Origin of the sequence: Mesorhizobium sp. ES1-3 (assembly GCF_020164795.1) — a bacterium.
Taxonomy (GTDB): Bacteria; Pseudomonadota; Alphaproteobacteria; order Rhizobiales; family Rhizobiaceae; genus Mesorhizobium.
Genome location: NZ_JAIUGW010000015.1, coordinates 1 through 21,006, shown reverse-complemented (window position 1 = coordinate 21,006; position 21,006 = coordinate 1). Strand labels below are relative to the sequence as shown.

The window sequence follows — 21,006 nt, the reverse complement described above, 5'->3', positions numbered from 1 at the left end:
TCGCCGCTAAGGGAATCGCCATGAACATGCGTTCGACCAAGACCATTTGGTGGTGGGCCTGCTGACAGCGGCCTGTTCGAACGCGTGCGCGTGAAAATAGAGGGTGGCCGCAACGGAATGTCCGGGCGGCCATTTGTTTTTCAAAGCCATTCCCGGGTCCGTTGCCCAAGTAGCTGATGGAGACGGCAATGACGTTGAAGGTTCTGGAAAACGGTGCTGAAAGCTTCGTGACGACGGGTGGCATCACCATCACCCGCGAACGCCACGACCGGCCCTATGAAGGTGCGATCGACACCTATGTCGACGGCCTGAATTCGCGCCGGGGCGCGGTGTTTTCCTCCAATTACGAATATCCCGGCCGCTATACGCGTTGGGATACGGCCATCATCGATCCGCCGCTGGTCATCTCGGCACGCGGCCGCGCCATGCGCATCGAGGCGCTGAACGGCCGTGGCGAGGCGCTGTTGCCTGTCATCGGCAGGACACTGGATGGTCTCGCCGAGGTCACGATCGCCGAGACCACGAAAAAGCTGATCCGCCTCGACGTCGCCAAGCCCGGCCGTGTCTTCACCGAGGAGGAGCGCAGCCGCGTTCCCTCCGTCTTCACCGTGCTGCGCGCCATCACCGCTCTGTTCAAGACGGCCGAGGACGCCAATCTCGGCCTTTATGGCGCCTTCGGCTACGACCTCGCCTTCCAGTTCGACCCGGTCGACCACACGCTGGTTCGCAAGGAAAGCCAGCGCGACCTGGTGCTGTTCCTGCCCGACGAGATCCTGGTCGTCGACCACTATTCGGCCAAGGCCTGGACTGACCGTTACGATTATGCGGGCGAGGGTTTTTCGACCGAAGGCCTGCCGCGCGACCAGGTCGCCGAGCCGTTCAATACCGCCGACCGCATCCCGCCGCGCGGCGACCATGAGCCGGGCGAATACGCCAATCTGGTGCGCAGGGCGATGGACAGCTTCAAGCGCGGCGACCTGTTCGAGGTCGTCCCCGGCCAGATGTTCTACGAACGCTGCGAGACGCAGCCATCCGAGATTTCGCGCAAGCTGAAGTCCATCAACCCGTCGCCCTATTCCTTCTTCATCAACCTGGGCGAGAACGAATATCTGATCGGCGCGTCGCCGGAGATGTTCGTGCGCGTCAACGGCCGCCGCGTCGAGACCTGCCCGATCTCCGGCACCATCAAGCGCGGCGACGACGCCATTTCGGATAGCGAGCAGATCATCAAGCTGCTCAACTCCAAGAAGGACGAGTCCGAACTCACAATGTGCTCGGACGTCGACCGCAACGACAAGTCGCGGGTCTGCGATCCAGGTTCGGTGCGCGTCATCGGCCGCCGCCAGATCGAGATGTATTCGCGGCTGATCCATACGGTCGATCACATCGAGGGCCGGCTGCGCGAAGGCATGGACGCTTTCGACGCGTTTCTGTCGCATGCCTGGGCCGTCACCGTCACCGGCGCGCCGAAACTGTGGGCCATGCGCTTTATCGAGCAGAACGAGAAGAGCCCGCGCGCCTGGTATGGCGGCGCCATCGGCATGGTCAACTTCAACGGCGACATGAACACCGGGCTTACCTTGCGCACCATCCGCATCAAGGACGGCATCGCCGAGGTGCGCGCCGGCGCTACATTGCTCTTCGACAGCATTCCCGAGGAAGAAGAAGCCGAAACCGAACTGAAGGCATCCGCCATGCTCTCCGCCATCCGCGACGCCAAGATGGGCAATTCGACCAGCACCGAGCGCACCACGGCGCGCGTCGGCGACGGCGTCAACATCCTGCTGGTCGACCATGAGGACAGCTTCGTGCATACGCTGGCGAACTACTTCCGCCAGACCGGCGCCAATGTCTCGACCGTGCGCACGCCGGTGCCGGAGGAAGTCTTCGAGCGACTGAAGCCCGACCTGGTCGTGCTGTCGCCTGGGCCCGGCACGCCCAAGGATTTCGACTGCGCGGCGACCATCAGACGAGCGCGCGCCCGCGACCTGCCGATCTTCGGCGTCTGCCTTGGCCTGCAGGCGCTGGCCGAAGCCTATGGCGGCGAACTCAGGCAGTTGCACATTCCCATGCACGGCAAGCCGTCGCGGATCCGTGTCTCGAAACCGGGCATCATCTTCTCGGGCCTGCCCAAGGAAGTCACCGTCGGCCGCTACCACTCGATCTTCGCCGATCCGGTGCGCCTGCCGGACGATTTCATGGTGACCGCCGAGACAGAGGACGGCGTCATCATGGCCTTCGAGCACCGCAAGGAGCCGATCGCCGCGGTGCAGTTTCACCCGGAATCGATCATGACGCTCGGCCACAATGCCGGCATGCGCATCATCGAAAACATCGTCGCGCATTTGCCGCGCAAGGCCAAGGAAAAGGCAGCCTGACGGTAATGGCCGAAGCCGACAACACCATGGCGATCGCGGCGAAAGCCGCCGCGAAGCGCAAGGTCGCCAACCTTGCCTTCTGGTCGATCGTGGTCGCCTTTGTCGTGCTCGCGCTCAAAGCCACCGCCTGGTACCTGACCGGATCCGTCGCGCTCTATTCGGACGCGCTGGAATCGATCGTCAATGTCATTGCCTCGATGGCGGCCTTCTGGGCGATCCAGGTCAGCTACAAGCCGGCCGACCAGGATCATCCCTTCGGCCATCACAAGGCCGAGTATTTCTCGGCCGTGCTCGAAGGCGTGCTGATCGTCGTCGCCGCGCTTCTGATCCTGAGCGAGGTCTGGCGCTCCTGGCAGACGCCGGCGCCGCTCGAACAGCCCTGGGAAGGCCTTGCGATCAACGGCATCGCCACCGTCATCAATGCTTTCTGGGCCTGGACGCTGATCCGCACAGGCCGGGCCGAGAAATCGCCGGCGCTGGTCGCCGACGGCAACCACATCATGACCGATGTGGTGACCTCGGTCGGCGTCTTCGGCGGCCTGGTCGGAGCAATCCTGACCGGCTGGCAGATCCTCGACCCGGCATTGGCCGTCATCGTCGCGCTCAACATCCTGTGGCAGGGCTGGCATGTCATCGGCTCGTCGATGAACGGCCTGATGGACCGGGCCGTCGGCACGGCGGAGCACATGCGCATCCGCGACATCATTTCGGCCAATTGCAAGGGCGCGATGGAGGTGCACGACCTCAAGACCCGCATCGCCGGCCGCGCCACCTTCATCGAGTTCCATCTGGTCGTCGATGCCGACATGTCGGTCGGCGCCAGCCATATCATCTGCGACCGTATCGAGGACGCGCTGAAGGACGACATCCCCTCGGTGCGCGTGACAATCCATGTCGAGCCCGACGACGAGGCCAAGCTGCCGAAGGGCACGACCGCCGTGCCGTTTGCTTAGCTTTGCGCTAGCCTGAGGCCTGTCGAGATTCAGGTCAGGCCGAGTCGAGAATGGTGACTTCCGAGAACCGGAGCGGAGCGTACTTTAAGTACGTGAGCTCAGTTCTACTGCGACGCAGTAGAACGGGGAAGCGCAGGAAGCCGCCATTCGCAGGCCGGCATCACCTGAATCTCGACAGGCCTCAAGGCGCGCAGGCTGATTGCGGCATCGATTCCAGCCGATAGACCTTATCGTCCGACTTGGTCTTGCCGTCTGCGGCTTTCGAACACAGGTCGACAACCGCCAGGCTGCTGTTGGGATTGGCCAGCATGATGGTGCCGTGGGCGCCGCGCTTGAGGAAGATTTCCTTTTGCGCGATATCGCAGGAAAAATTGCTCATCTTCGAACTCGCAGCGCAGCGCCACTGGTCGGCTTCGCCCTGGCACGAATAGGTCTGCGTGATCTTGGCTCCCTTCTGCCGTGTGGTGATCGAGACGGCGATGTCGGCGCCGTCGGGCCAGTTCGTGACATCGCCCCCGGAGGCGAAGGAGGCCAGTTCCACCGGCCCGCGGAACACCCGGATCGACTGCGTCAGTTGGCCGGGATGCGAACTCATATGCGCCGCATCATAGTCGCGCCCATAACAGAAGGCCTGGTCGGGTTTGAACCGCTCGCGCAACGGCGCCCCGAGCGCCGGATCGATCGGATCGATGCGTGCGAACTCGGCCTTGCAGGTGGCAGCCGGCATTGGGTCGAGGCGGAAATTGTCGTCCTCCGACCCGAGCGCTTGCCTGTCGTATTCAGCCGTGCCGAGTTCCTCTTCCGAACCGGCGTCGAGGTAGATATCAGGCGACAGATCGGACAGGATCAGCCTGCCCTTGTCGTCGACCTTCAGCGACGCCAGCGTGCGATCGCAATCCATGCCGCAGCGGATCGGGGCCGATTTGCCGTCCTCGGACTGGTGATTGCACCAGCCGCCGGCCCATTCCGGCGCCTTGGCGCCGCGCACCGTGGTGGTCAGGAAACCATTGTAGGACGTATCGGAATTCGCGCTCGGTTCCTCATTCGGACGTCTGACCGGATCATGGCCGTAGTAGAAGAAAATCCGCGCCACTTTCTGCTTCGGATGCGCCTTGAGGTGCGCCGCGTCATAGACCCGGCCGAAACAGGCGTCCGCCCCGCTGGGGCTGAGTTCGGTGAGCTTGAGCCCGTCATCGGCAAAAGCAGAACCCACAACTCCGCCAAACAGTGCGACGCCGAATCCGGCGCTGGCGAGCGTTTTCCATTCACTGAACGCCACGTGACCCCCTCCTCCGCATCGACAGGACGTGGCGTCAATTTATGCTAGTATTGCGGCTCGAGCCACGCAAATCGCGGGAAGCCGGCAAGCCAGGAAGAGGACGCCATGCGCCGACGTGACATGTTCCAGGCGGCCCTCGCCGGGGCTGGAACGCTTCTCGGCCTGCGGACGGTACAGGCGGCAAACACCGAGCCTGCCAGGCTGAAGGTCGCCTATCACCTCAGCGACCTCGACAAGGTCAATTTCGTGCTCGGCAACATCAAGAACCACTATGAGGGCACCGGCGGCGACGTCGAGATCGCTCTGGTCGTGCATGGTCCGGCCCTTGCCGCCTTCAAGTCGAAGGGCATATCGGCCGCGATTTCGGGGCGCTTTACCGGTCTTGTCCAGCAAGGGCTCGACCCGCACGCTTGCGGCAACACCATGCACGGCATGGACGTTACGCTCGCCGATCTGCTCGACGGATTCCATGCCGCCGACAAGGGCGGCGTCGTCAAGCTCGCCGAATTGCAAAGCCAGGGCTATCTCTATCTCAGGCCTTGAAGCGGCGCTGACTTGAATGCAAGGGTGGCAAGACCCGCCAAGAATCTTGAAGATCCCCGGAGGAACAGCCGTGCCAGAGACAGCCCTTGGTCTTGTCATCCCCGATCTCGCCGGCAAGGCGGTACTGGTCACCGGCGCCTCGACCGGCATCGGCGCAGCCCTCGCGCTCGCCTATGCCGAGCAGAAATGCAAAGTGGCGCTGCACTATAATTCCAGCCGCGACGCCGCCGAAAAACTCGGCCGGGTCATTCGCGACGGCGGCGGCGAGGTCTTCCTCGTCCAGGGCGATTTTTCTCTTCCCGCCGATGTCGGACGCGTCGTCGAGGACAGCGCGCGACATTTCGGCCGCCTCGACGGGCTCGTCAACAATGCCGGCGGCATGCTCGGCCGCGTGCCCTATGCCGAGCAGACCGAGGCGCATTACGACGCGGTGATGGATCTCAACGCACGCTCGGTGCTGACCGCCTCGCGTAAGGCGATCCCGTGGCTGAAAAAACAGGGCGGCTTCATCGTCAACACCTCGTCCATCGCCGCGCGCAATGGTGCAGGCGGCGGCGCCGGCCTTTATGGCTCGGCCAAGGCCTTCGTCTCCAACGTCACACGCGGCATGGCCAAGGAACTGATCGGCTTCGGCATCCGCGTCAACGCCGTGGCGCCAGGTACCATCCTCACCCCCTTCCACGAACGCTATTCGACCGACGAGCAGATCAAGGGCATGGTCGCCACCATTCCGCAGGGCCGCGCCGGCACGGCGCAAGATTGCGTCGGCGCCTATCTGTTCCTCTCATCGGACCTGTTGAGCGGCTACATCACCGGCCAGGTGATCGAGGTCAATGGCGGCCAGTTGATGCCTTGACCAGCGGCCGGCATTTTGGACACACTCCTTTCGCGCCAACCCAGGGGGAGACGAGGACATGTACGGACTGATCGGCAAGATGCGGGCGGCGCGCGGCCAACGCGACGCTGTCATGACTGTGCTGCGCGAGAGCACCGGCGCCCTGCCCGGCTGCCTGAGCTATATCATCGCCACCGACCCGGCCGACGCCGACGCGATCTGGGTGACCGAAGTGTGGACCGATCAGGCAAGCCACAAGGCATCCCTGCAGCTACCGGAAGTCCAGGCGGCCATCGCCAAGGCGCGCCCCTTCATCGGCGGCTTCGAATTCCAGGTGGAGACCCATCCCGTCGGCGGCTTCGGCTTGGCTGAAACCAAAACGGGCTGAGCTGGGCGGCCGCGCGATGCAGACCGTGAACATTAGCGATGCGAAGGCCAATCTTTCACGTCTCGTTGACCTGGCCCCCAAAGGCGAGCCATTCATTATCGCCAGGGTTGGCAAACCATTGGTCAAAGTCATGCCTCTCGATCCATCGCCCCCGGCACAGGCACGACGGGTTGGCTTTATGGCTGGCCAGTTTTCCGTACCCGACCATTTCGATCGCATAGACGGTGGAGAGATCGAGCACTTGTTCGGCACGGATACCTAGACTAGAAGCTGTCGCTTTTTTCGACGCGGGCGGGTTCGCATTCCTTGCCGCCCGGTCTAAGACCAGAGCATGGATTCCGAGGCCGAGCAGCCATATCCCGACCAGCCCGCCATCGAGCGCATGGAGCGGCTGAGCAAGCCATGGCAATGGCTGATCCTGCTGGTCATCTCCGCGCTGTTCGCCGGCGCGCTGGAACTCGCGGCCCTGCCGGCGGCACTGCTGATCGGTCCGATGCTGGCGGCCATCGTCGCCGGCACCAATGGCGCCAGTGTGCGCGTGCCGCGCCTTCTGTTCGGCTCCGCCCAGGCTGTCGTCGGCTGCCTCGTCGCGGCTTCGATCTCGGCCGATATCTTTGCGGTCTTCTACAAGGAATGGCCGCTGTTCCTCGGCGTGGTGATCGCCACCGTCGCGGCCTCGAGCCTGCTTGGCTGGCTGATCAGCCGCTGGCGCATCCTGCCCGGCACTACCGCCGTCTGGGGCTCTTCGCCGGGGGCCGCTACTGCCATGGTGCTGATGGCCGGCGCCTTTGGCGCCGACCAGCGCCTTGTCGCCTTCATGCAGTATCTGCGCGTCATCTTCGTTTCGATGACGGCGGCCCTCGTCGCCAAGATGTGGGTCGACACCTCGGGCATCGAGGTCCCGCCCATCGTCTGGTTCCCGGCGATCGATCCGCAGCCCTTCGCCGCCACCATCGGCATGGCAATCGTCGGCGGCCTGGCGGGCAGGCTTTGCCGGCTACCCTCGCCTTTCTTCCTTGGCAGCTTCATCTTCGGCACCGTGATCCATCTTGGCCTCGGGGTGCCGATGCAATTGCCGCAATGGCTGCTGGCGATCAGTTACGCTATGGTCGGCTGGTCGATCGGCCTGAACTTCACCAGGCCGATCCTACGCCATGCGGCACGCGCCCTGCCGCAGATCATCGCTTCGATCGTCGCGCTGATCGCCTTTTGCGGCGGCCTTGCGTTCCTCCTCAGCCATCTCGCCGGCGTCGACCCGCTGACCGCCTATCTGGCGACCAGCCCCGGCGGCATGGACAGCGTCGCCATCATCGCCGCCGCGGCGCGGAACGTCGACATCTCCTTCGTCATGGCGCTGCAGTCGGCGCGTTTCCTGGTCGTGCTGCTTGTCGGCCCGAGCATCGCGCGGCTGGTGGCCAGAAGCATCAGGGAGTGAAAGCGCAGCAGCGTGCGATCCTATCGCGCCGCAAGGCGTTCGGGCAGGAAATCGACGAAGACGCGCACCTTTGGCGACAGATGGCGATTGGAGGGCCACAGCATCCGGAACTGGCCACGGCCATCGACATGATCGTCCAGTACGGTGCGCAGCCTGTCCTCGCGCAGCGCCTCGCGCACCAGGAAATCGGGCATGCAGGCGATGCCGAGGCCGGCGATCGTGGCGCCCTTCAAGGCTTCCATGTTGTTGCACGTCAGCATCGAACGGATCAGCGGTTGGGCGCTCCCGGTAATGAACGGCCAGTCCAGCAGCCTGCCGCTGTTGAGATAGCGGAAGTTTATGCCGAAATGCCGGATGAGATCCGCCGGCACGCGGGGTATGCCATGGCGATCGAGATAGGAAGGCGCCGCGCACAGCAGCATGCGAAAGGGCGCAATGGGCTTCGACACCAATCGTGAATCGGGCAGCTCGCCGCTGCGGATCGCGACGTCGATGCCTTCCTCGATGACGTCGACGATCCGGTCGTTGAAATCGATATCGAGCTCGATCTCGGGATAGCGCGCCATGAACTCCGACAGCACCGGCAGCAAAAGGTGATAGGTGACGATCGGGGTCGAGACGCGCAGCCGCCCACGCGGCGTCTCCCGTGTCCGCGACAGCATCGCCTCGGCATCGTCGATGTCGTCGAGGATACGCCGCACGCGCTCGTTGAACAGCTTGCCCTCCTCCGTCAGGCCGATCCGCCGCGTGGAGCGCTGCAGCAGCCGCACGCCGAGTTCCTGTTCGAGCCGCGCGACACTTTTTCCGACTGCGGAAGCGGAGATGCCGAGCGCCCGGCCGGCGGCGACGAAGCTGCCGAATTCGGCGGTACGGGCGAAGGCCAGAAGGCCGCTGAGGCGATCCATCAAACTGCTCCATTCGAGCGTTTCAGTCCGTTATGTCGAGATATTTAATACCATTTTTCCGGAGCCGTCGCCGACCTATCTTGGTCCGCATGACCGGCGCCGCGATAGCGCGGCATGCCGGCGCAGACTGCTCAGACAGGAAAACCCATGACTTTGAAGATCACCGTCGGCCCGGCCGAGAGATGGCTCGTGCTCTTGTCCGTATGCCTTGCCGCCATGACGATGCCCCTGACCTTCACCGGGCCGGCCGTTGCGCTTTCCCGCATCGCGGCTGATCTCGGCGGCAGTCCGATCGCGCTCAATTGGGTGACCAACGCTTTCATGCTGACCTTCGCCGCCAGCCTGATGGCGGCGGGCGCTCTGGCTGACAATCATGGCCGCAAGCGGATCTTCCTCGTCGGTCTCGCCCTCTACATCCTCGCTTCGCTCGCCGCGATGCTGGCGCCCGACATCGCCTGGTTCGACATATTCAGGGCCGCGCAAGGGCTCGGCAGTGCCTTGGCCTTCGCCGGCGGCGCCTCCGCACTTGCCCAGGAATTCGAGGGACCATTGCGGTTGCGCGCCTTCTCCTTCCTCGGCACCAGTTTCGGCATCGGGCTGGCCATCGGCCCGATCGCCTCCGGCCTGCTCATCGCCGCATTCGGCTGGCGGTCGATCTTTGTTCTGGTCGTGGCACTCGCGGTTGCCTCGGCAATCCTCGGCCTGCGCACGATCAGGGAATCGCGTGACCCGGATGCGACCGGCCTCGACTGGGCGGGCGCCGGCACCTTCACCATCGCGCTGGCCTCGCTGACCTATGGCGTGCTGCAGGCGCCGCAGAGCGGCTGGGCCGATCCGTTGGTGGCAACGCTTCTCGGCATCGCCTTCCTTTGCTTTGTGCTGTTCGTCGTCGTCGAGCGGCGCGCGCGGCGGCCGATGCTCGATCTCACCCTGTTTCGTTATCCGCGCTTCGTCGGCGTCCAGTTTCTGGCGGCGGCGCCCGCCTATGGCTTCGTCGTCCTGCTTGTGCTTTTGCCGATCCGCTTCATCGGCATCGAGGGGATGAGCGAGATCAAGGCCGGGCAATTGATGATCTGCCTCTCCGGGCCACTGCTGGTCCTGCCCCTGCTCGCCGGCCAATTGGCACGCTGGATCGCCCCGGCCACGATCTGCGGCGTGGGACTGCTCGTCGCGGCGGCCGGTTTGGTCTGGCTGAGCCTGACGCCATCGATCGGCGTCGCGCTGGTCGCGCCGCTGATCCTGATCGGCGCCGGCATCGCCTTGCCCTGGGGATTGATGGACGGGCTCGCCGTCAGCGTCGTGCCGAAGGAGCGCGCCGGCATGGCGGTCGGCATCTTCAACACCACGCGTGTCGCTTGCGAGGGTGTGGCGCTGGCCATCGTCATGGCGACGCTGTCAGGCTTCACCGCAGCGCAGCTCGCCGCTCGAGGCGGGGCGCCTTCCAGCGATGCGGGCGCCGCGGCGCAATTGCTGGTGACCGGCAATGTCGGCGCAACCGCACAACATTTGCCGGCGGCCAGCGCCACCGTTCTCGTCGAGGTCTACGAAACGGCTTTCGACAGGCTGCTGGTCGTGCTGGCGGCAATCACCATCGTCACCGCCCTCGTCGTCTTCTTCGGCCTGCGTCGAGGATCCGCGGCGGAGCACGAGACGGCACCGCTGCCGGCGTGCCAAGAAGGGTAGGCATCAGCCACTTGCAGGCCAGAATATCAACGCACCTTACAGCATGTCGCGGCGAATAGTATTCGCGCGACCTGCTGTAAGCTTCTGATTTTATGCATGTCGTGGTCCCGGAACCGAGGACACTTCCGGGCGACATGCGTTAGTCCAGCCTGTGCATCAGATCGTCATCCAGCCAGCGGCCGAAGAAATAGGCCAGTTGCTTGTGCCACCACGGCCAGTCATGGCTGACGTCGCCACCCCAATAATCGACCCAGGCCGGAATGGATTTGTCGCGCAGTATCTGTTCCAGCTGGCGCGTCTCGACCAGCATGCGCTCCTCCCAGGCACCTTGCCCGCAGCAGAAGATCAGCCTGAGCGTCTTCAGCCGCGCCAGCAGTTTCGGGTCGACGATCCCTGGCAGATAATCGAGCGGCGAGTTGTAGAAGATGTCGCCGTCGAGCGCCTTGCCGAAGAAATCGCGTGCCGAATAAACCCCCGACAGCGAGATGACGCCGCTGGCGAGTTCGGGAAAACGGAAGACGAAGTTCGAGGAATGATAGCCACCCATCGAACAGCCTGAAAACAGCGGCTTCAGCCGCCGTCCGCCATTGGCTTGCGCGGCGGTGGACAGGAATTCCGGCAGCGCCTCCTCGCGCACGTAGCGGAAATAGGCCTCGTGGCGGGCGATACGGTGCGCGGCATCGACATGGCTGGCGAAGAAGGATTCCGAATCGATGCCGTCGACGGTGAACAGCTGGATGCGGCCGGTGTCGATGAACTCGGCCAGCGCCCCCACCCCGCCGGAATCTTCGAACTGGTAGAACCTGCCCTGCGAGGTCGGGAACACCACGACAGGCCGGCCGGCATGGCCGTAGCGCTTGTACTCCATGTCGCGGCCGAGGTTGCGGGCGAAGGCCTTGTGATAGGAAATGTCCATGGCTTCAAGCCTTTTCCGCGTGAATATAGGCCACCGCCTCGCGCAGTTCCGCCTGGTCCTTCGAGCGCATCTGGTAGGCGTAGTTCCCCATGGCGCGGCTGAAAACCTCTTCTATTGGCTGATGATGGACGATCTTGTCGCCGTGCGCGGCTAGCACGTCCGCATGGCTGTGCAAATAGTCGAGATGGCGCTTGCGGCTGGCATAGGCGGTGAAATACTTGCCCTCATAGGGGCCGCCGGCGGCGTCCTTGACCACCATGTCCGCCCATGCCGCGTAGACATCGATGTCGAACGTGTAGTTGATCGCGTCGGTCATCCAGGCGCCGGGCGGGCGCATGTTGACCTCCAGCGCGATGATGCGGTCGTCCCTGGTCTCGAACAGCTCGATGTGGAAAAAGCGCTCGCGCACGTCGAACGCCTTCAGGATCTTGCGGCCGGCTTCCTCGACGACAGGCCTGATCCGGGGAAAGCAGGTGTAGCTCATGTGGCGGTCCTTGTTCACCACATCCATGACGCTCTGGTCGTAGCGGTGGCTGGCCGCCAGCACCACCTCGCCGTCGCGGTTGACCAGCCCGTCATAAGTCACCACCAGCCCCTCGATGAACTGCTCCATGACGAAGGTCACGTCCTCCGGCTTGTCCCGGAAGAACTGGTCGAGTTCTTTCGCATTGGAGATCTTGAACGTGTTCGAAGCGCCGGAGCCTGAATCCGGCTTCACCACGACGGGATAGCCGACGCGGCGGATGAAGGTCATGGCGCCGGCCCGGTCGGAACATTTGCGCTGCGCGATGGTCTCGACGCCGCTCTTGCGGAAGAAGGCGCGCATGCGGCTCTTGCGCTTCAGATTCTTCACGAAATCGAGCTTGGTGCCGTAGATGTTGAAGTCGGTGCGGATGTTGGCTTCCAGCTCCAGCCAGTGCTCGTTGAGCGATTCGAAGCGGTCGATGCGGCCCCATTTGTGGATGAAATGGCCGATCGCCCGGAACACCGGCTCATAGTCCTCCATGTCGGCGACGCGGTAGTATTCCGAAAGCGCTGCTTTCAGCTTGCTGTCCAGAGCGTCAAAGGGTGCGTCGCCAATTCCGAGCACGGTCGCGCCGGCCTTCTTCAGCCGGTCGCAGAAATCGGCGCCATTGGCGGGAAAATGCGGCGAGAAGAACACGAAATTCATAGACGACCCCCTGCCGGCGGCACCCCGCCACCGTTCAACTCTGGCCCATTTGCAGCGTATGGGGAAGAGCACCCGCCCAGGGATAAAATTCGACGGGGCCGGCCCCGCTTGCCTCAAACAGGCCGCTCCTGTATGAGAGCGGCCATGAACATGCGCGCCACCATCGCTTCCCGTCAGACCGGCTTTGCCGGCAAGACCGTGCGCGCGCTTGCCTCGACCCTGCTTCTTCTCGGCCTTATCGGCGATCGCCGGGTTCGCTGAAGGAGCGCCCGGCGGTCGAACCGCCGCGCAAGCGCATGCTCCTTGGCAATTCACATCAAGCGAACGAAATTCTGGTATAGGCGCCGCTTGGCACCACATCCGCCTGAAGGGCGGACCCGCCGGCCGCCGGGAGAAACGACGATGAACGCACGAGAAGAAATCCGCCCTGATGCCGCGGTAGCCGGCAAGGAAATGGAACCAGTCCGGGGCATGCCGGACGCGGCCCGAAAATATCAGCCCTACCCTACCGTCGGCCTCACCGACCGGACCTGGCCCTCGAAGGTCATCGACAAGGCGCCCATCTGGTGCTCGGTCGACCTGCGCGACGGCAACCAGGCGCTGATCGATCCGATGGGCCACGAGCGCAAGGCGCGCATGTTCGGCCTGCTGCTCGACATGGGCTTCAAGGAGATCGAGATCGGCTTCCCGTCGGCTTCGCAGACCGACTTCGATTTCGCCCGCTGGTGCATCGAGGAAGGCAATGTGGCGGCCGACGTGTCGTTGCAGGTGCTGGTGCAGTGCCGACCCGAACTGATCAGCCGCACCTTCGAGGCCCTGAAGGGCGCCACCAACCCGATCGTGCATTTCTACAACTCGACCAGCGAGTTGCAGCGCCGCGTCGTCTTCGAGAAGGATGTCGGCGGCATCAAGCGCATCGCCACCGACGCCGCCAAGATGATCACCGACATGGCGGCCAAGGCCGGCGGCGGCTATCGCTTCGAATATTCGCCGGAGAGCTTCACCGGCACCGAACTCGAGGTCGCGCTGGAGATTTGCAACGCCGTCACCGAGATCGTCAGGCCGACCCCCGACAACAAGCTGATCATCAACCTGCCGTCGACGGTCGAGATGTCGACGCCCAACATCTATGCCGACCGCATCGAATGGATGTGCCGCAACCTCGACAACCGCGAAAACCTGATCATCTCGCTGCATCCACACAATGATCGCGGCACCGGCATCGCCACCACCGAACTCGGCCTGATGGCTGGGGCCGACCGCGTCGAAGGCACGCTGTTCGGCAATGGCGAGCGCACCGGCAATGTCGACATCGTCACGCTGGCGCTCAACATGTACACGCAGGGCGTCGATCCTGGCATCGACTGCTCCGACATCAACCGGATGAAGGACGTCTACGAATATTCGAACCAGCTGAAGATTCCCGAGCGCCATCCCTATGTCGGCGAGCTCGTCTATACCGCCTTTTCCGGCTCGCACCAGGACGCCATCAACAAGGGCATGAAGGCCTTGAAGAAGGCCAACACGCCGCACTGGGAAGTGCCCTACCTGCCGATCGATCCCGCCGATGTCGGCCGCAGCTACGAGGCCATCATCCGCATCAACTCGCAATCGGGCAAGGGCGGCATCGCCTATGTGCTGCAGGCCGACTACGGCCTCAATCTGCCGCGCAACCTGCAGATCGAGTTCAGCCAGGCGATCCAGGCGATCACCGACGCCGAAGGCAAGGAAGTACCGGCAAAACGTATTCATGACCGCTTCCTCGAAACCTATGTCGACCAGCCGGGCGCCCGACTGAAGTTCCTCGACCATCACACCTATCCCGACACCGAGGTGAAGGGCCGGCGCGTGGTCGAGGCGGTCATCCTCGACAATGGCAAGGAAATGACGATCTCCGGCACCGGCACCGGCCCGATCGACGGCTTCGTCGACGCGCTGTCGCGCCATGTCGGCGTCGAGATGTCGGTGCTCGATTATTCCGAGCATTCGATGCAGCGCGGTTCGAATGCGTCGGCCATCTCCTATGTCGAGATGGAGTATCCCGGCGGCAAGCTGTTCGGCGCCGGCATCAACACCAACATCGTCGCTGCCTCGCTGGAAGCGGTGACGTCAGCGGCCAACCGTATCGTCGGTCACAAGGCGCGATAACATCGGCGGTCGGCGGTGCGAAGGCAGAAGTAGCTTCCCTCGCGCCGCCATTTTTCAAGCCCGAACAAGGCTTTGGCCTCGACTGGCTGATGATGACTCCCAAGACCATTGCGTGGCCGACACCGACCGTGTCGTTAACCACCGGAAAAATATCCAGTGAGGTACGCGATCACATAATGCGTGTATACTTGTATGGCGGTGTGGGCATTATATGATCCGTGCCTTAACCTGTGCCGACTTCGAGAGGATCGACACTTGCAGCATGCCACGCCTGCCGCCCCCGCAGTGCGCGAAACATTGGAGCGACTGCTTGCCAGCGAAACGTTCGGAAGATCCGAACGGGCACGCAAGCTGCTGCGTTATCTTGTCGAGCGCGAACAGGCAGGCGAAGCCGACAGGCTCAAGGGCTTTTCCATCGCCATGGATGTCTTCGGCAAGGATGGCGATTTCGATCCTTCGACCGACGCGGTGGTGCGGGTTCAGGCCGGCCGCCTGCGTGACTTGCTGCAGCAATATTTCGCCAATGAAGGTGTTGCCGAGCCTGTCCGCATAGCCATTCCGCGCGGCGGCTATGTCCCGGCCTATGAGCTCAACGCAATCCGCTTGCCGGAGACGTCCCAACCCGCCATCCAGAACGGAGCGGCGGCGGCTCCATCGGCGCAACGCGGCACCGCCGAAAGTGCCATTCCGGCCGCTACTTTGCCGGCACCGATGGTCGCGCCGGCGCCGTCGGTGGCACGTCACCTCGGATTCTTCTGGATGGCGATCGCCGTCGTCATCGCCATGCTCGGCGTTTTGATCCTGCGTCAGGGCGGCGGTGCGCTGTTGGCAGGCGGCGACCTTGCGGCCACGCTCGAGACCGCGGGCCTGACCGACAGCGTCGCGTCGTCCCCCGCCAGCGAGGCCTTGCCGCTCGTCTACATCGCCGTCAAGGCCAGTGGCACGGATGCCAGCCGTGTCGCCGCATCGCTGCGCGCCGGCTTGAGCAGCTTCGATACGATCGACTTCATCGGTCGCAACACGGTCGACACGACCGATCCGGCCACCAATGCCACGAGCTTCATCTTCGATATTCTGCCTGGGCCGGATACCGGTGACATCACGATCGAACTGCAGAGCGTGGCGACCGGACGGGTGCTTTTGTCGCGCAATCTGACCGCCGCCGACAGCGCACCGACCGCCGTCGAGAACAGTATAGCCGGCATCTTGACGTCCGCTCTCCCTGCTTCCGGCACGATCTACGGCTATCTCGAACAAAGCGGCATTCAGACCGCCCTCACGCAGTGCCTGACGCTCAACGACAAATATTATCTCGACCAGAACGCGAGGACCCACGAGGACGCCTATCGCTGCCTCGAAACCCTCGCCGAAAACGGTGCCAAGTCACCGCTGGTCTATTCGGAACTCGCCTCGCTCCACCTGGAGGCCGTGAATGACCACTACGCCTATCCGCCGGATGCCACCATCGAGAAGGCGATGACATTCGCCCATCGCGCCGTGCAGATGGGACCGACCAGCCCTTATGCGCATCGCTCTTACGGCTACATCAATTCCCGTCTTGGCAATGCCGACGAGGCGCTGCGCTGGATGCGCAAGGCCTATGACCTCAATCGCTACGATCTCGCCATGGCCGCCGCTTATGGCTACGGGCTGATTTTCGCCGGCCGGTATGCCGAGGGGACGCCGATCCTGGCACAGGCGGTGGATGCCTCCAGCGGCCATCCGACATGGTGGGATTTTGGACTTTTCGCCGGCGAACTTATGCTTGGCGACACGAACAAGGCCGCGATCGCCAGTTCTTCTCTCAGAACAACCGCAACGAAGTCGCACTATCTTGCCGCCCGGCTGATCGGCGCCAAGATCGCCGGTCGGGACAATCTGGCGCGCAGGCTGCTCGACGAACTGACCGCCAAATTTCCGAAATTCGCCGCCAACCCGCGCGCGACCTTCATAGACCGAAAATATCCGGCCGATCTGACCGAGCGCTTGGTCGGCGCGTTACGCGCCGCCGGACTCGGCAGCGCAGGCTAACGCCCAGCAATATCGACGGCGCTGAGCATTGTCGATTTCGTACACACCGATCATCGAATATCGGTTAGCCGGCGAGTTCTGTCATCAACCGTACAAATCGCGAAAATTTTACTGGCCATCGCGCAGGGCGAGGCGCAATCCAGCCACAATTGACCGTGGTCTCGCATTTCTCATAGCCCTGCAACAAATCCCCAGCTTCATGATTTCATCGCTTCATGCCACCGAACGAGGTGCCGGTTCGAAGACCATCGTTCTACTGCATGGTTTCGGCGGCTGCCATGATATTTGGCACGAAGTGGTCCCATCGCTGTCGCCTGCCGCACGCACACTCGCTTATGATTTGCCCGGACACGGGCTGTCGCTCGATTTCCCCGGTGCCGGCCCGGCCAAGGTGGCGGCGAAGGCCGTCCTCGCCGATCTCACCGCACGATCGGTAAGGCGCGTTCATCTGGTGGGCCACTCGATGGGCGGCGCGGTGGCGACGCTGATGGCGCTGGCCGAGCCCGAGAGGGTGGCGTCGCTGACGCTTCTGGCGCCTGGCGGCTTCGGCCCCGAGATCAACGGCCCGCTGTTGCGCCGCTTTGCCGCCGCGAGGCACCCATCCGACATCCGGGCGTGCCTCGTCGCGATGTCGGGGCCACTGACGCGGCCCATCGATCACACCGTGGACGCCCTTGGGGACATGCGCAGGCGACCCGGCCAGATGGAGAAACTCGTAGAGATTGCTGCCGCCATGACCAGCGACGACCGGCAGGGCGTCATCCCGCGCGACCGGTTGGACACACTGACCATGCCGGTGATGGTGGTATGGGGCAGCGACGACTCCGTGCTGCCCTTTACCCAAACGGATAATCTCCCCGCGCGATTTCACGTGCACCACGTGCTGGGGGCTGGCCATATGCTGATCGAGGAGGCGCCCGATCTGGTCGCCACGATCATCCGGCGCAACATGAACCGCCGCGCCAGGCCCTTGCGCCCGAAACTCGCCGCGACCGGCTGACACTTCCCGCGCGACGCCGCCTTCATCGCGCCAGTGCATTTTGCCGGCGGCTGTGTTAACTGCGTGTTAACCAACCCCGCGAGGCAGACGCCGATGAAGGACGCAGGCGAGAAGATCGATCCGTCAAGCAAACTGTCCGATGCCATCCGTGACGTGAAGAACGCCTTCGCTGACCGCGACGATGTCGTCGTCGACATGCGCGAGGCGCACCGCATGCGCCTCGACCTCCTGGCAGCGGACCTCGCGCCCGTCTTTGCCGATGTTCCAGCCGACATGGACAATTTCGACTTTGTGGTCTCCTCGGGGCTACAGCCGCGCCTGTGGATCGACGCCGTCAGCCATGTCGCGATGGGGCGCGACCGCCGCACCTACCGCTTCCTCAAGGACACCCGTGTTGGCCGTGTCGTGCTTGCCGAATCGACCGAGATGAAGCCGGTCGCCGATTCCGTGACGCGTTATGTCGCCGAGCGCATCGTCGAGCGCCAGAGGATGATGGAAGGTGGCGTCGAGCCGGCGGTCGCCGGCATGAGACGCGCCGAGGTCGCGGAAGCCGAGCCGCCGCTGCGAGCGTCGACGCAAGGCAAGGGCTGGTCGGCCTTCCTGTCCGGCCTTGGGCTGATCACCGCCGGCGGACTGGTTGGCCTCGCGGTGTCGGCGGCGCTGTTCTGGGACCGCCTCGCGGCCATGGTTCTCAACTGGCGGCCATAGCCTCGCCGGCCTCGACACCGAGTTCCAGGGTCTGCAGATCGGAAGGCGGTATGGACGGTCCGGTCAGGCCGCGCCGCGTCAGCCGGATGCGCCAGTCTCCCTTTTCGCCGTCAATCTCGAACAGATTGTACTGCGCGGCGGGTTGTTTGCCGCCCGGCGCCTGGCCGGCGGCGGCGACGCCGACGACTGGGACCTTTACACCGCGAAGCCCGATCTGGAACAGCGACGGCAGATGCGAATGGCCGTGCAGAACAAGCTCGGCGCCATGGCGACGGATGATCTTGTGGAAGCGGGCGATGCCGAACAGCCGCTTGTGCTGGGAAACGGCGCCCCGCACCGGCGGGTGATGGATCATGATCACGCGGAACAGCCCTTGCTTCGCCGTGCTCTCGAGGATCTTGCCGAGCCGCTCCGCCTGCCCCTCCATGAAGAAGCCATTGGCCATGAAGGGCGCCGTGGCGCGCGCCGTCGAGACGCCGATCAGCGCGACATTGCCGCGCACGCGCACATACGGAAAGGCATTGCGATCGACCGGCGTGTTGACACCGTCGCCGCTCATCCACGCCGCCCACGACCGGCAGATCTTGTCGAAGGCACCGGGCACATAGGCATCATGGTTTCCCGGCACGACCGAAACGTCATGCGGCGGCCCCAGCGTCTCGAGCCAGCGTTTGGCCATCTCGATCTCGCCGTCGAGCGCCAGGTTGACGAGGTCGCCGGTGACGGCGAGATGGTCCGGGTTTTGCGCCTTGATGTCGGCGACGATGGCGTCGATGACGGCATCGTGCATGTGGCGGCGGCGATTGCGCTGCCAGTTGACGTAGCCGAGCACGCGCTTGGACGCGAGATCGCGATAGGATACATCGGGGAGCGGCCCCAGATGGACATCGGAAATATGCGCGAGCCTGAACATTCCTCCTTCATAGGCGACGCGCGCGCCCCTTTCCACCCACGGTTTCGCGACTGATGGCGAGCGACGACGAGGCTCCGTTCCGCCAGACTGGCTGGCCGGGTTTGAGGGCCCGCCTGTTCCATCTCTATTTCGTGCTGCGGCGGCCGATGACGCTCGGTGTGCGCGGCCTGATCCACGATGCCGCCACCAATTCCGTCTTCCTCATTCGCCACACCTATGTGCCCGGCTGGCAGCTCCCCGGCGGCGGTGTCGAGGCTGGCGAGACAATGGCCGACGCGCTGGCGCGCGAACTGGCCGAGGAAGGCAACATCGCGCTGACCACGCCACCGGTTTTCAAATCGATGCATTTGAACCGCCGCTCGAGCCGGCGCGACCATGTCGGCTTCTATCTCGTCGAAAATTTCAGCCAGACCGCGCCGAAACTGCCCGACCGTGAAATCGCCGAGGCCGGCTTCTTCCCGCTCGATCGCTTGCCGGAAGGCATGACACCGGCAACGCTGCGGCGGATTGCCGAGGTCTTCGGCGACACGCCAGCATCGCCCTATTGGTAATCAGGCAGCTGCCTTCCCGAATCGCGCTCGGTCGTGCGGCGCGCCATAGTCGAGCTCCGGTCCCACCGGCACGATCCGTTTCGGATTGATCGTTTCGTGACTGCGATAGTAATGCGCCTTGATGTGGTGCAGGCTGACCGTGTCGGCGACACCAGGCACGGAATAGAGATCGCGCAGATAATTCGACAGGTTCGGATAGTCGGCGATGCGGCGCATATTGCACTTGAAGTGGCCGACATAGACCGGATCGAAGCGCACCAGAGTGGTGAACAGCCGCCAGTCGGCCTCGGTGATGCGGTCACCAACCAGATAGCGTTGCCTGGAAAGGCGATCTTCCAGCGCATCGAGCGTCGAAAACAACTCGCCGAACGCTTCCTCATAGGCGGTTTGCGTGGTGGCGAAGCCGGCGCGATAGACGCCGTTGTTGACGTTTGAATAAACCGGCGTGTTGACCGCGTCGATCTCGCCACGCAGGGCATGCGGATAGAAATCGAGGCTTGCGTCGCCCCATTCGTCGAAGGCGGAATTGAGCATCCTGATGATCTCGGAGGATTCGTTGGAGACGATGGTCCGCTCTTTTTTGTCCCACAGCACCGGCACGCTTACCCGGCCGGAATAGGCGGGATCGGCCTTGGTGTAGATCTGATGCAGGAAATCGAGGCCATAGAGCGCGTCGCCGGTGCCGCCGTCCTGCGCCAGGAAGGTCCAACCATCAGCGCCCAGGAAGTGATGGACCACGGACACCGAAATGACGTCTTCGAGCTTTTTCAGCGCCCGAAAGATCAGCGTCCGGTGCGCCCACGGACACGCAAGCGAGACATAGAGGTGATAGCGGCCGGGCTCCGCCTTGAAGCCGCGGCTGCGGCCCTCGGCCGGCGTTCCGTCGCGGGTGATCCAGTCGCGCCATTGCGATTGCGCCCGCACGAATTTGCCGCCGCTGTTCTTGGTTGTGGACGGACGCTCCTGCCATTTGCCATCGACCAGCAATCCCATGGGGTCTCCTTTTCGCGCTCGAACTTCATGTAGGGCGCGAGGCGGCAGGGTGGAAATCCTTCGCGACTGAACAGATCGTCAATCGGCAGGGCCAGCGAACAGGGCTGCGAATCCAGGTTAACGGGGAAGTTGACCGAGGATTGAGGCGAGGTAGTCGGGGCTCCATCCGGCCTTTT

The 21,006-nt window shown here is 63.6% G+C and carries 19 protein-coding genes; 13 read left to right on the top strand and 6 right to left on the bottom strand.

Annotation, left to right across the window (positions count from 1 at the left end):
* Positions 1-188: 188 nt before the first annotated feature.
* Together LB536_RS20020 and LB536_RS20015 are read left to right on the top strand one after the other, a co-directional pair.
* The gene (locus LB536_RS20020; protein ID WP_224595649.1) at positions 189-2,378 is read left to right on the top strand and encodes an anthranilate synthase; all 2,190 of its coding nucleotides are present in this window, start codon (positions 189-191) and stop codon (positions 2,376-2,378) included.
* Between the two features lie 5 nt (positions 2,379-2,383).
* A complete protein-coding gene (locus LB536_RS20015) occupies positions 2,384-3,331 on the top strand; it encodes a cation diffusion facilitator family transporter (RefSeq protein ID WP_318013475.1) in 948 nt (315 codons plus the stop codon).
* Positions 3,332-3,512: 181 nt separating this feature from the next.
* On the opposite strand, the gene LB536_RS20010 is transcribed toward LB536_RS20015, so the two are convergent.
* Positions 3,513-4,610 (bottom strand): hypothetical protein, encoded by a 1,098-nt coding sequence (locus LB536_RS20010; RefSeq protein WP_224595648.1) that lies wholly within the window; start codon positions 4,608-4,610, stop codon positions 3,513-3,515.
* A 105-nt stretch (positions 4,611-4,715) separates the two neighbouring features.
* Here LB536_RS20010 and LB536_RS20005 point away from each other — a divergent pair, with 105 nt between their 5' ends.
* The 5 genes from LB536_RS20005 to LB536_RS19985 all read left to right on the top strand — a co-directional run bounded on the left by LB536_RS20005 (position 4,716) and on the right by LB536_RS19985 (position 7,811).
* Positions 4,716-5,153 carry a DsrE family protein gene (locus LB536_RS20005; RefSeq protein ID WP_224595645.1) on the top strand — a complete coding sequence of 146 codons (438 nt, stop codon included), beginning with the start codon at positions 4,716-4,718 and terminating at the stop codon, positions 5,151-5,153.
* Positions 5,154-5,223: 70 nt separating this feature from the next.
* On the top strand, positions 5,224-6,009 hold the full coding sequence (locus LB536_RS20000) for an SDR family NAD(P)-dependent oxidoreductase (protein ID WP_224595644.1): 786 nt from the start codon (positions 5,224-5,226) through the stop codon (positions 6,007-6,009).
* A gap of 58 nt (positions 6,010-6,067) precedes the next feature.
* Positions 6,068-6,376 carry a putative quinol monooxygenase gene (locus tag LB536_RS19995; protein ID WP_224595642.1) on the top strand — a complete coding sequence of 103 codons (309 nt, stop codon included), beginning with the start codon at positions 6,068-6,070 and terminating at the stop codon, positions 6,374-6,376.
* 16 nt (positions 6,377-6,392) lie between these two features.
* Positions 6,393-6,638, top strand: a complete 246-nt coding sequence (locus tag LB536_RS19990) for a type II toxin-antitoxin system Phd/YefM family antitoxin (RefSeq protein WP_224595640.1) — start codon at positions 6,393-6,395, stop codon at positions 6,636-6,638.
* Between the two features lie 69 nt (positions 6,639-6,707).
* Positions 6,708-7,811 (top strand): AbrB family transcriptional regulator, encoded by a 1,104-nt coding sequence (locus LB536_RS19985; protein ID WP_224595638.1) that lies wholly within the window; start codon positions 6,708-6,710, stop codon positions 7,809-7,811.
* 20 nt (positions 7,812-7,831) lie between these two features.
* On the opposite strand, the gene LB536_RS19980 is transcribed toward LB536_RS19985, so the two are convergent.
* Positions 7,832-8,716, bottom strand: a complete 885-nt coding sequence (locus LB536_RS19980) for a LysR family transcriptional regulator (protein WP_224595635.1) — start codon at positions 8,714-8,716, stop codon at positions 7,832-7,834.
* A gap of 147 nt (positions 8,717-8,863) precedes the next feature.
* Here LB536_RS19980 and LB536_RS19975 point away from each other — a divergent pair, with 147 nt between their 5' ends.
* Positions 8,864-10,399 (top strand): MFS transporter, encoded by a 1,536-nt coding sequence (locus tag LB536_RS19975; RefSeq protein ID WP_224595632.1) that lies wholly within the window; start codon positions 8,864-8,866, stop codon positions 10,397-10,399.
* Positions 10,400-10,538: 139 nt separating this feature from the next.
* Here the strand turns inward: LB536_RS19975 and LB536_RS19970 are convergent, their stop codons facing one another.
* Entirely contained in the window at positions 10,539-11,315 is a 777-nt protein-coding gene (locus LB536_RS19970) for an esterase family protein (RefSeq protein ID WP_224595631.1), read from the bottom strand.
* Positions 11,316-11,319: 4 nt separating this feature from the next.
* Positions 11,320-12,486 carry an ATP-grasp domain-containing protein gene (locus LB536_RS19965; protein WP_224595629.1) on the bottom strand — a complete coding sequence of 389 codons (1,167 nt, stop codon included), beginning with the start codon at positions 12,484-12,486 and terminating at the stop codon, positions 11,320-11,322.
* Between the two features lie 402 nt (positions 12,487-12,888).
* On the opposite strand from LB536_RS19965, the gene leuA reads away from it, so the two are divergent.
* The 4 genes from leuA (at position 12,889) to LB536_RS19945 (ending at position 18,373) form a co-directional block, all read left to right on the top strand.
* Entirely contained in the window at positions 12,889-14,634 is a 1,746-nt protein-coding gene (gene leuA, locus LB536_RS19960) for a 2-isopropylmalate synthase (protein WP_224595627.1), read from the top strand.
* Between the two features lie 255 nt (positions 14,635-14,889).
* Positions 14,890-16,665 carry a tetratricopeptide repeat protein gene (locus tag LB536_RS19955; RefSeq protein WP_140758536.1) on the top strand — a complete coding sequence of 592 codons (1,776 nt, stop codon included), beginning with the start codon at positions 14,890-14,892 and terminating at the stop codon, positions 16,663-16,665.
* 199 nt (positions 16,666-16,864) lie between these two features.
* Positions 16,865-17,665, top strand: a complete 801-nt coding sequence (locus LB536_RS19950) for an alpha/beta fold hydrolase (RefSeq protein ID WP_224595625.1) — start codon at positions 16,865-16,867, stop codon at positions 17,663-17,665.
* Positions 17,666-17,758: 93 nt separating this feature from the next.
* Positions 17,759-18,373, top strand: a complete 615-nt coding sequence (locus tag LB536_RS19945) for a hypothetical protein (protein WP_224595623.1) — start codon at positions 17,759-17,761, stop codon at positions 18,371-18,373.
* Here the strand turns inward: LB536_RS19945 and LB536_RS19940 are convergent.
* A complete protein-coding gene (locus tag LB536_RS19940) occupies positions 18,357-19,286 on the bottom strand; it encodes a metallophosphoesterase family protein (RefSeq protein WP_224595622.1) in 930 nt (309 codons plus the stop codon). The two genes, LB536_RS19945 and LB536_RS19940, sit on opposite strands and share 17 nt — an antisense overlap.
* Before the next feature lie 53 nt (positions 19,287-19,339).
* On the opposite strand from LB536_RS19940, the gene LB536_RS19935 reads away from it, so the two are divergent.
* A complete protein-coding gene (locus LB536_RS19935; protein ID WP_224595620.1) occupies positions 19,340-19,837 on the top strand; it encodes an NUDIX domain-containing protein in 498 nt (165 codons plus the stop codon).
* Here LB536_RS19935 and LB536_RS19930 read toward each other — a convergent pair whose 3' ends face one another.
* A complete protein-coding gene (locus LB536_RS19930) occupies positions 19,838-20,830 on the bottom strand; it encodes a glutathione S-transferase family protein (RefSeq protein WP_140813600.1) in 993 nt (330 codons plus the stop codon).
* Between the last annotated feature and the right edge of the window lie 176 nt (positions 20,831-21,006).